General features: G+C 59.6%; 10 protein-coding genes. 7 read left to right on the top strand and 3 right to left on the bottom strand.

Annotated features, from left to right (window positions below; translation table 11 throughout):
• The 4 genes from ACRESD_RS21255 to yacG form a co-directional block, all read left to right on the top strand.
• Positions 1 to 191, top strand: a 191-nt coding sequence (locus ACRESD_RS21255) for a type II secretion system F family protein (protein WP_431752703.1), incomplete at its 5' end; no start/stop codon positions are given.
• Entirely contained in the window at positions 188 to 1,054 is an 867-nt protein-coding gene (locus tag ACRESD_RS21250) for a prepilin peptidase (RefSeq protein WP_431752702.1), read from the top strand. The genes ACRESD_RS21255 and ACRESD_RS21250, both read left to right, overlap by 4 nt.
• Positions 1,051 to 1,674: a dephospho-CoA kinase gene (gene coaE / locus ACRESD_RS21245; protein ID WP_431752701.1), complete on the top strand. Its 624-nt coding sequence runs from the start codon at positions 1,051 to 1,053 to the stop codon at positions 1,672 to 1,674. Before ACRESD_RS21250 ends, coaE begins: the two co-directional genes overlap by 4 nt.
• Positions 1,671 to 1,871: a DNA gyrase inhibitor YacG gene (gene yacG, locus ACRESD_RS21240; protein WP_431752700.1), complete on the top strand. Its 201-nt coding sequence runs from the start codon at positions 1,671 to 1,673 to the stop codon at positions 1,869 to 1,871. Before coaE ends, yacG begins: the two co-directional genes overlap by 4 nt.
• On the opposite strand, the gene ACRESD_RS21235 is transcribed toward yacG, so the two are convergent.
• Positions 1,868 to 2,083, bottom strand: a complete 216-nt coding sequence (locus ACRESD_RS21235; RefSeq protein ID WP_003171680.1) for a hypothetical protein — start codon at positions 2,081 to 2,083, stop codon at positions 1,868 to 1,870. The genes yacG and ACRESD_RS21235 overlap by 4 nt on opposite strands.
• Positions 2,084 to 2,148: 65 nt before the next feature.
• Positions 2,149 to 2,838 (bottom strand): energy-coupling factor ABC transporter permease, encoded by a 690-nt coding sequence (locus ACRESD_RS21230; RefSeq protein ID WP_431752699.1) that lies wholly within the window; start codon positions 2,836 to 2,838, stop codon positions 2,149 to 2,151.
• Between the two features lie 129 nt (positions 2,839 to 2,967).
• On the opposite strand from ACRESD_RS21230, the gene ACRESD_RS21225 reads away from it, so the two are divergent.
• From ACRESD_RS21225 to ACRESD_RS21215, 3 genes are all read left to right on the top strand, one after another.
• The gene (locus ACRESD_RS21225) at positions 2,968 to 3,597 is read left to right on the top strand and encodes a DUF1780 domain-containing protein (protein ID WP_053254334.1); all 630 of its coding nucleotides are present in this window, start codon (positions 2,968 to 2,970) and stop codon (positions 3,595 to 3,597) included.
• 90 nt (positions 3,598 to 3,687) lie between these two features.
• Positions 3,688 to 3,861: a DUF3094 family protein gene (locus tag ACRESD_RS21220; RefSeq protein WP_090366854.1), complete on the top strand. Its 174-nt coding sequence runs from the start codon at positions 3,688 to 3,690 to the stop codon at positions 3,859 to 3,861.
• A gap of 60 nt (positions 3,862 to 3,921) precedes the next feature.
• The gene (locus tag ACRESD_RS21215; RefSeq protein ID WP_431752698.1) at positions 3,922 to 5,220 is read left to right on the top strand and encodes an NAD(P)/FAD-dependent oxidoreductase; all 1,299 of its coding nucleotides are present in this window, start codon (positions 3,922 to 3,924) and stop codon (positions 5,218 to 5,220) included.
• A gap of 51 nt (positions 5,221 to 5,271) precedes the next feature.
• Here ACRESD_RS21215 and ACRESD_RS21210 read toward each other — a convergent pair.
• Positions 5,272 to 5,738: substrate binding domain-containing protein (locus ACRESD_RS21210; RefSeq protein ID WP_431752697.1), on the bottom strand; the 467-nt coding region annotated here is incomplete at its 5' end.

Here is a 5,738-nt window from a genome sequence, read left to right as displayed (position 1 = left end):
GTGAAGAGTCTGGCACCCTGGATGGCATGTTGGAAAAAGTCGCGAGCCATTACGAGGCCGATGTGGACCACTTGGTCGATAACCTCACTACCCTGATGGAGCCGCTGATCATGGTGGTGCTGGGTGGCATTGTCGGAGCGCTGGTTATCGCTATGTACCTGCCGGTCTTCCAATTGGGGAGCGCATTTTGAGCGTGCTGTTCACTGAACTTCCATGGACTTTTGTCGCGATGGCGCTGGTGCTAGGCCTGATCGTCGGCAGCTTCCTCAATGTACTGGTATGGCGCCTGCCAAAGATGCTCGAACGGGAATGGCGTGCCCAGGCGCACGAAATCCTTGGCCTGCCCATCGTGCCTGTCGGGCCCACCTACAACCTGATGCGCCCCAACTCCTGCTGCCCACATTGCAACCAACCGATTCGTCCCTGGGAAAATATCCCGCTGCTCAGCTACCTGATGCTCCGGGGGCGTTGTGCTCATTGTCGCGAGCCCATCAGCCCCCGTTACCCTTTTACCGAACTGGCCTGCGCACTGGTTTCGGCCACCATTGCCTGGCACTTCGGCTTTGGTTGGCAGGCCGGCGCAGTGATGGTGCTGAGCTGGGGGTTGCTGGCCATGAGCCTGATCGATGTGGACCATCAACTGCTGCCGGACGTGCTGGTGTTGCCGCTGCTATGGCTGGGGCTGATCCTTAACAGCGCTACCTTGCTCACGACACTGCCCGATGCACTGTGGGGCGCAATCATTGGCTACATGAGCCTGTGGACGGTGTTCTGGCTGTTCAAGCTGATCACCGGCAAGGACGGCATGGGCCATGGCGACTTTAAACTACTGGCCCTGCTCGGTGCCTGGGGAGGTTGGCAGATTCTGCCAATGACGCTGCTGATGGCATCGCTGCTAGGGGTATTTGCCGGGCTGATTCTGATGCGTTTGCGCAAGTCCCGGGTCTCGACGCCGATGCCATTTGGTCCATGCCTGGCGATTGCCGGCTGGATTGCATTGCTCTGGGGTGGTCAAATAACCGACTTCTATTTGCAGTCTGTCGGTTTCAGATGACCACTTCTGTCGCAACACCCTGGATTCTTGGCCTCACTGGCGGCATCGGCAGCGGTAAAAGCGCTGCCGCCCAGCACTTTATCGACCTGGGCATCGACCTGGTCGACGCCGATCATGCCGCACGCTGGGTCGTCGAGCCCGGCCGGCCGGCATTGGCGCGCATCACTGAGCATTTCGGTGCCGGCGTGCTGCTGCCCGATGGCCAATTGGATCGCGCTGCGTTGCGCAAACTGATCTTTGAAGTGCCCGAGGAGCGCCGCTGGTTGGAAGCTTTGCTGCACCCACTGATCGGCGAGGAGATTCGCAGCCACTTGGCACGTGCGCAATCGCCTTACGCGATCCTGGTGTCGCCACTGCTGATCGAATCCGGGCAATACAGCATGACCCAGCGCATCCTGGTGATCGACGTGCCGCAATCGCTGCAGATTCAGCGTACCCTGCAGCGCGACGGCATCAGCGAACAACAGGTGCAAGCGATTCTCAAGGCCCAGTCCAGCCGCGAAGACCGCCTGAACCATGCCGATGACGTACTGGTCAATGACCAGGACCTCGCTTGGCTGCATAGCGAGGTCGAGCGACTGCACCACTTTTACCTTACTTTGCGTGGAGGCCGATCATGAGCCAACCCTTTACCGTCGACTGCCCAACCTGCGGTGCACCCGTGGAATGGGTCGCGACCAGCCCCAACCGGCCGTTCTGTTCGGACCGCTGCAAACTCATCGACCTGGGCGCCTGGGCAGCAGAAGAACACAAGATTCCCGTCGCCCCGGATGCCGAAGACGAACTGTTCTCCGAAGACCTGCCGCCACGTCACTAAGGCCGCATAAAAGCATATTCCTGCTGGTCGTCGAGGTTCTCTGCAAGGTATTGCAGCTCGTCGGCCAGGTCTTCGAAACTGCGCACACCCTTGCTCTGCTGTACCACCGCGCTGAGCATGGCACGCAGGGTCAAGCCCGGGTCAAAACCGATTTCCTGCGCCGCGTCCTGGCTTCTGCGCAACTCCTGCCGTGCCCACTCATACACACTCATGATCCGTGCTCCTGGAAAATTTCGCAGAGCATGGGCCTGCCTGGCTGGCCGAGATTTGATCTGGGTCAACGCTGCGGATCGTCATCCTTCCAAGGCGCCGAGAGGTAACGGGTGCGGTTGAAGGTCTCCAACCATTCCGGACTGAACACCACCAAGGCACTGATCACCATGCCGTTGATAAACGCCTCGGGGAAGATGATCAGCCAGAGATAACCGACGAAATCTTCCAGCCATTCCGGCATCGCGAAACGGCCGTCGAACCACAACAAGCACAGCGCGACCAGCAGACAGAGCAACGCCGACAGCGCAGCAGCGAAAAAACCGGAGCAGAAAATATACACAAAGGGATTTCGCGGTCGTGCTCGCTCCACCAACAGCGCGCAGCCTTCGGTAACCAGCACCGGCAGCACGATCAACAACAAGCCGTTGACCCCCACGGCGGCCAGATCCTGACGTCCGAGCAACACCAGGCCCATTTGTGCGGCAAGCCCTCCGATGATTGCCAGGGGCCAGTCAAGCAACAGGGTCACGGCGGTCATGCCGATAAAGTGATAGGAGACTCCCGTATCGAAATCCCGCCGCACCAACCACAGCATGAACAACGCAAACACCGTGCCGAACAGCAAATGCTGGCGCCGTCGGTCGGCAAACAACTCAACCCAGGGCGAACGCAGGATTGCCCAGAGCACCAAAGGCGCAAACAACAACCAACCGATGCCGAGGGTGGCCGGTGCCAATACCGCTGCGCTGATCATGGGAGCCTCCCCCTTGCAAAAAACCTCATGGCGTACCTCTTCCCTGGGGCCATTTTTCAATGGCCAGTCTACACCGGCGTTTTAAAGCAAGACTTCCTGTGGTCATCATTTGGACGCTAAGCTGCAAGCATGGATGACTCAGATTATTTGCGCCTGCTCACGGTAGCGGCCGAACAAGCCAATGCGTTCTTGTCCAATGCCCGCAAATGGGAGCGTGAGCGTTGGGTCTGCCAGCGCCTGCTGCAAGGCTTGAATGTGCCCTATCGAGCCGAAGAGTTTCACCCGGCCGGGCAGGAGCCGCCGGACGTATTGTTTCGCGATGCCAGTTTCGAGGTTTTTTTTGTTCTGGATGAAGGCCGGCGCCTGAACGACGAATGGCGCGATGAACTGCTGCGCCGACGCAGTGCGTTTTCCCTGAGCCAACTGGTACGACGCGAGGCCAAGCCGCGACGCATTCCCGCCCATGAATTTCTGCTACGCCTGGCCCCCACCCTGCGCAAGAAAGCCCATAACTACAAAGAACGCGGCATGGACCTCGGCGAGCTGGACCTGATCGCTTTCACCAGCCTCAAGCGTGAAGTCCTGGACCTCAACAGCCACTTCCCGCCGCCCACCGAATACTTGCGCCAGGGCTGGCGTTCGCTGTCGTTGGTGGGACCGACCTTTGCCCGGGTGCTGTTCGCCCACCCGGATGCACCGGACTTCTTGCGCAACAACTTGGGCCGCAGCATAGTATTCGACGTAGGCATCAGCCTGTGACTCGGGCACAGGCTACGCTTGTGGCGATGCCGCCATTCCACTGACTGTAACGCGGTGCCCTTTTGCAACGTCTACCTGACGAGGCCTTTTATGACCAGCCGCCTGAACCCCGATGACCAACAGCATGTCGAAGAGTACCTGCAACTCTCCCAGAACCAAGTCGAGCGCAAGCCTTTCAGGCCATGGCTGCTCCTTGGTGTGGTGCTGGTGGCGGTGATCGGGCTCGGTTTGCTGAGCCGCCTTTTGAGTTACCTGACGCTATGAGCTGCGTGGCGCTCGCGAGGGTAACTGCTCCGATTTCTTTTAGCCTTGCGAGATATCCCCATGACCCATCGTATTATTATCGTCGGCGGCGGCGCCGGCGGCCTGGAGTTGGCTACCCGCCTGGGTAAGACTCTGGGCAAGCGCGGCACCGCCAGCATCACGCTGGTAGACGCCAACCTGACCCATATCTGGAAACCGCTGCTGCACGAAGTGGCTGCCGGCTCGCTGAACTCATCGGAAGACGAACTCAATTATGTCGCCCAGGCCAAATGGAACCACTTCGAGTTCCAACTGGGACGCATGAGCGGACTTGACCGTGAGCAGAAAAAAATCCAGCTGGCTGCCACCCTCGATGAAGAAGGTCGTGAGCTGGTACCCGCACGAGTATTGGGTTACGACAGCCTGGTGATCGCAGTGGGCAGCACCACTAATGATTTCGGCACCGAAGGCGCCGCACAACACTGCCTGTTCCTCGACACCCGCAAGCAGGCCGAGCGCTTCCATCAGCAACTGCTCAACCACTACCTGCGTGCTCATGCCGGCCAAACCGATGTGGAAGAAAAAATCAGCGTCGCCATCGTCGGCGCTGGCGCCACTGGGGTTGAACTGGCCGCCGAGCTGCACAACGCAGCCCATGAGCTGGCGGCCTACGGCCTGGATCGCATCAAGCCGGAAAACATGCACATCACCCTGATCGAAGCTGGGCCACGGGTATTGCCCGCACTGCCGGAGCGGATCGGCGGGCCTGTGCATAAAACCCTGGAGAAACTCGGGGTAACCGTGCTGACCAACTCAGCAGTCAGCGAAGTGACAGCGGACGCCCTGATCACCAGCAGCGGCCAGGTGATCCCGGCCAGCCTGAAGGTGTGGGCCGCGGGTATTCGCGCCCCCGGTTTCCTCAAGGACATTGATGGCCTGGAAACCAACCGCATCAACCAACTGCAAGTACTGCCGACGCTGCAAACCACTCGCGACGAAAATATCTTCGCCTTCGGCGACTGCGCCGCGTGCCCGCAACTAGGCACCGACCGCAATGTGCCACCACGAGCCCAGGCAGCTCACCAGCAGGCCTCGTTGCTGGCCAAGTCGCTCAAGCTGCGAATCGAAGGCAAAGATCTGCCGAGCTACAAGTACACCGATTACGGCTCGCTGATCTCGCTGTCGCGATTCTCGGCTGTGGGTAACTTGATGGGCAACCTGACCGGCAGCGTGATGCTCGAAGGTTGGCTGGCGCGAATGTTCTACGTATCGCTGTACCGCATGCACCAGATGGCGCTGTACGGTTTCTTCCGTACGGCAATGCTGATGCTGGGCAGCAAGATCGGACGTGGCACCGAGCCTAGGCTCAAGCTGCACTGATTGACTTAACGGCAGCGAAAAAAATCCCCCTATCGAACGGTAGGGGGATTTTTATTGGGCGGCGTAAAACTCAGCCATATGATCGACGAACGCCCGCACCTTTGGTGCCAGGTGTCGGGACTGGGGATAAAGGGCGTAGTAGTGCCGCTCACCTAATGAATAATTGGGCAGGATGGGCACCAGTTGGCCCAGCGCCAAGTCATTGCGCACCGTGGCCTGGGTGAAACATGCAATACCAGCCCCTGCCAACGTCGCCGCGTGCAGCGCACTGATGGTATTGCTCCTGAACCGCCCCGATGGCGTGACCTTGGCTGCCTCACCGCGTGCCGGGCTCAACACCCAATCCGACGATGCACCAATGAATGTCAACAGGCGGTGCTTGTCGAGCTCCTGGGCCGAGCGCGGCAAACCATGACGGCCGATGTAAGCCGGCGACGCGACCAGGACCTGCCTGGAAACCGTCAACGTGCGCGCCATCAAGGTTGTGTCCGCCAGGGCGCTGGCGATACGTATTGCGA

The sequence above is a fragment of the Pseudomonas sp. genome, from assembly GCF_050739995.1.
In the GTDB taxonomy this organism is placed as follows: domain Bacteria; phylum Pseudomonadota; class Gammaproteobacteria; order Pseudomonadales; family Pseudomonadaceae; genus Aquipseudomonas.
The sequence above is the reverse complement of the archived record's forward strand: the minus strand, read 5'-3'. Positions and strand labels throughout refer to the sequence as shown.